Here is a 4,028-nt window from a genome sequence, read left to right as displayed (position 1 = left end):
GCCTGGACGATGCAGGTGGTCGGTGATGCCGGCGCTGTGCCCGCCCCTGTCGCCGAATTTTCCGCGCTGCTGGCCCAGGCGGCCGAGCGGCCCGCCGCCACGCTGGAACGGTTTGAGTTTTATGCGCGCACCGAAGCGGCCTTCCTGATCCTGCAGACGGGCGAGCAGCGCAAGTACGGCAACATCCTGCTGCGCAAGGGCGTCATATCCAGCGACGCGAGCTGACCGTGAACGCGGCGCAAGCCCCCCACAGCCCGCCCATCAGCCTGCGTGCGCAGGCCTATGAGAGCTTTCAGCAGCAGATCGTCGATGCCAACATTCGCCCCGGGCAGTTTGTTTCGCAGCGCGAACTGATGCAGCTGCTGGGTATGCCGCTGGGTGCCGTGCGTGAGCTCATTCCCCGCCTGGAGGCCGAGGGCCTGCTCAAGACCGTGCCGCAGCGCGGCCTGCAGGTCGCTCACGTAGATCTGAAACTGATCAACAACGCCTTTCAGCTGCGCCGCCTGCTGGAGCGCGAGGCCGCCATCCGTTTTGTCACCACCGTGTCCGATGCCGACCTCGCAGCCATCGAGCAGGCGCACCTGAACATCGTCAAGCGTGCGCGGAAAAAGGCCATTGACGACAGCCTGCTCAAGGACGCCACCGCGGTGGATTGGGGCCTGCACGACCTGATGATCGACGCACTGGGCAACGAGCTGATCTCCGAGGTCTACCGCATCAACAGCCTGCGCGTGCGACTGATCAAGCTCGAAGGCTCGACCCTTTCACCCGACGTGCTGATTCCCGCCATGGAAGAGCACCTCTGGTTTATCGACGCCCTCAAGCGGCGCGACGCGCCTGCCGTGATCGAACGCCTGAGCCACCACATTGAAAGCGCGCACCGACGTGTGCTAGGACTGCCGCGGCCCGATATGCCGTGGTCTTTGGAGAACCCTGAATGACGATTTCCCCCGCAGCCCCCAACGCCGCATTCCGCGGCATCTGGCCTGCCCTGCTCACACCGCTCAATGCCGACCTCAGCATTGACCACGCCAAATTTGCCGCCCACTGCAAGCACCTGATTGCCAACGGCTGCCCTGGTGTCACGGCTTTTGGCACCACCGGCGAAGGGCCATCATTCTCTCTGGCCGAGCGCAAGGAAGCCATTGAGCAGCTCATCAAGAACGGCATTCCGGCCGCGCAGATCATGGTGTCAACCAGCTGCGCCGCCCTGCCCGAAACGCTGGAGCTGACGCGCCACGCCGTCAAGGCGGGGGTGCACGGCTGCCTGATGCTGCCGCCGTTTTTCCTCAAGGGCGTGTCTGACCAGGGCGTCATCGACAGCTACCGCTATGTGATCGACGGCATGGCCGGCACGCCTTTCAAGCTGTACCTGTATCACATCCCCCAGGTCACGGGCGTTCCGCTGTCGCACCATGTGATCAGCACGCTCAAGAAGCAGTACCCGGACACCATCGTCGGCATCAAGGACAGCGCCTGCACCACCGCGCACTCGGTCGGCCTGTCCGACGCGTTCATGAAAGACATCACGGTCTACGTCGGTTTTGAACCCGACCTGCCGGAGATGGGCCGCCGCGGCAGCACCGGCGCCATCAGCGGCCTGGCCAATTTCATGCCGCGACTGGTCAAGCGGCTGGTCACAGAACCCGACGCCCCCAGCACGCCCGCCGAACGCGAGCGCGTTGTCGAGCTCATCGGCATGCTGGGCCCCTATTCGCTGATGCCCGCACTCAAGGGGATCATGGCCATGCTGAGCGGCGACAAGACCTGGCTGCGCGTGCGCGCACCGCTGGTGGCTTTGACAACCGACGAATACACGGCGCTGGAAAAAACCATCAGCGCCTTCGGGATTAATACAAAATCCGAGTGACGCCACGCCGGGCTGGTCCCGGTACGGTTTCAATAATTTCACGCGACTTCACGACAAAGTAACGACAAAGGAGACAACATGACAGCTTCCCTCAAAGGTATTTTCCGCCGCAGCCTGCTGGGCACCGCTTCCGCCGTGCTGCTGATGGGCGCCCTGCTGCCCGCCGCACAGGCACAGAACAAGGTCGTGCTGCGCGTTTCCACGCCGGCCGTGCCCGATGACTGGCACGCCAAGATGTGGACSGTCTTCAAGGARAACCTYGAAAARAGCGCGCCCGGCGARTTCGACGTGCAGATCAACCTGAACGCMTCGCTSTTCAAGCAGGGCACMGAGCCCRCCGCCATGGCGCGCGGMAAYCTYGAGCTSTCSTCSATYTCSGCYTTTGACATCGCCAARCTGGTKCCCGAGTTCTCGATCTTCACSGCCGGCTACATCGTGCGCGACCCGGACCAYCAGCAAAAGGTGTTCWMCGGCCCCATCGGCACCGAGATGTTCAAGATGGTTTCCGAGAAAATGGAAGTSACGCCGCTGTCCACCGTGTACCTCGGCACACGTCAGGTCAACCTGCGTGAGGCCCGCAACGTCAAGGTTCCCGCCGACCTCAAGGGTGTGAAGCTGCGCATGCCAGGCTCCAAGGAATGGCTGTTCCTGGGTGAGGCACTGGGCGCCACGCCGACGCCGCTGGCCTTTGGCGAGGTCTACCTGGGCCTGAAGACCGGCACCATCGACGGCCAGGACAACCCCCTGCCCTCCGTGCGCGCTGCGAAGTTCTATGARGTGACCAAGCAGATCGTACTGACCAGCCACCTGGTGGACGGGATCTTCATCKCGATTTCSAACAAGGCYTACAACGCSATGARYCCGGCGCAAAAGACCAAGGTCAAAGCSGCSGCRCAGGCCGCKKCCGYCTACAACAATGAAAACCGCATCAAGGAAGAAGGCCAGCTCGTCGAGTTCTTCAAGAAAGAAGGCCTCACTGTCACCACGCCGGATGTGGACGCTTTCCGCAAAACAGTGCAGACGACTTACCTCAACTCCGAGTACGCCAAGGTCTGGCCCAAAGGCCTGCTTGAGCGCATCAACGCCACCAAGTAAGTCGAGCGGACCACCCTGAAACAACCATGAAAAGCTGGCTCCAAAAAACCGCCAACCTGATTGGCGGCGGACTCTTCCTGACCCTGTTCATCGTGTTCGTGATCCAGATCACGGCGCGTTTTGCCTTCAACAAACCGCTGGCCTGGACGGACGAGGCAGCCGTGATCCTCTATGTCTGGGTCATTCTGTGGGCCGCCGCCGTGGTGGTGCCCGAGCGCGAGCATGTGGTGTTCGACCTGGTCTGGAATAACATGCCCTACCGCGGCCGGCAAGCCATGGCGATTACCGGCAACCTGCTGGTTGGCGGCCTGGCGGCTTGGGGCATTCCGGGCTGCTGGGACTATGTGCACTTCATGGCCCGCGAAGGAACGCCCGTGCTGGGCGTGTCTTTCCAATGGGTTTTCATGCCTTTTGTGCTGCTGCTCGCCGCTCTGGCGGTGCGCTCGGCCTGGGCGATCTGGAACGCGATCCGTGGCAAGGGTCTTGAAGCGGAGCTGCGGATATGACAAGCGCTATCTGGGTATTGGTTGGGGTGCTGGCGGGCGGCATGCTGCTGCGCATGCCCATCGGTTTTTCGATGATCGCGGCGGGCATCGGCTACCTTGCAGTCAAGGGACAGGACATCGGCCTGGTGGCCGAGCAGATCGGCAACGGCCTTTACAACAGCTACGTGCTGCTGGCAGTGCCGCTTTTTGTGTTCGCCGCCAACATCATGAATGCCGGCACAGTCAGTGAACGGATCTTTGACTTTTGCCGCATCCTGGTGGGCCGCTTTCGCGGCGGCCTGGCGCAGGTGGACATTCTGGTCAGCGTGATTTTCTCGGGCATGAGCGGCAGCGCCATCGCCGACGCGGCCGGTCCCGGCCTGGTCACGATTCGCCAGATGCTGAAAAAACCGGAATACACGCGCGGCTTTGCTGGCGCGGTGGTGGTGGCCAGCGCCACGCTGGGCCCCATCATCCCGCCGTCTATCCCCATGGTGATTTACGCACTGGTGTCGGGCGCTTCGGTCGGTGCCCTCTTTCTGGGTGGCGTGGTGCCGGGCTTCCTGATGGCCGGGCTG

At 62.6% G+C, this 4,028-nt stretch carries 6 protein-coding genes; all 6 read left to right on the top strand.

All coding sequences use genetic code 11. The annotated features are described in order from the left end of the window. A partial coding sequence (locus AC1DWI_RS15600) for an RbsD/FucU domain-containing protein (protein ID WP_477725168.1) occupies positions 1-225 on the top strand: 225 nt, incomplete at its 5' end. 2 nt (positions 226-227) lie between these two features. Then, the gene (locus AC1DWI_RS15595; RefSeq protein ID WP_477670925.1) at positions 228-941 is read left to right on the top strand and encodes a GntR family transcriptional regulator; all 714 of its coding nucleotides are present in this window, start codon (positions 228-230) and stop codon (positions 939-941) included. After that, on the top strand, positions 938-1,870 hold the full coding sequence (locus AC1DWI_RS15590) for a dihydrodipicolinate synthase family protein (protein WP_477670926.1): 933 nt from the start codon (positions 938-940) through the stop codon (positions 1,868-1,870). Before AC1DWI_RS15595 ends, AC1DWI_RS15590 begins: the two co-directional genes overlap by 4 nt. Positions 1,871-1,948: 78 nt before the next feature. Then, positions 1,949-2,965 (top strand): sialic acid TRAP transporter substrate-binding protein SiaP, encoded by a 1,017-nt coding sequence (locus AC1DWI_RS15585; RefSeq protein ID WP_477725167.1) that lies wholly within the window; start codon positions 1,949-1,951, stop codon positions 2,963-2,965. Between the two features lie 26 nt (positions 2,966-2,991). Further along, on the top strand, positions 2,992-3,471 hold the full coding sequence (locus tag AC1DWI_RS15580) for a TRAP transporter small permease (RefSeq protein ID WP_477670928.1): 480 nt from the start codon (positions 2,992-2,994) through the stop codon (positions 3,469-3,471). Next, positions 3,468-4,028: TRAP transporter large permease subunit (locus AC1DWI_RS15575; protein WP_477725166.1), on the top strand; the 561-nt coding region annotated here is incomplete at its 3' end. The genes AC1DWI_RS15580 and AC1DWI_RS15575, both read left to right, overlap by 4 nt.

This window comes from Polaromonas sp. P3_C2 (genome assembly GCF_056402675.1).
Note: the sequence above shows the minus strand (reverse complement) of the source record. Positions and strands in the feature narration are given on the sequence as shown.

What these genes read in the sequence shown, in the direction of transcription:
- AC1DWI_RS15590 (WP_477670926.1), top strand. Translation starts at nt 938, where the DNA reads ATGACGATTTCCCCCGCAGCCCCCAACGCCGCATTCCGCGGCATCTGG.
- AC1DWI_RS15580 (WP_477670928.1), top strand. Translation starts at nt 2,992, where the DNA reads ATGAAAAGCTGGCTCCAAAAAACCGCCAACCTGATTGGCGGCGGACTC.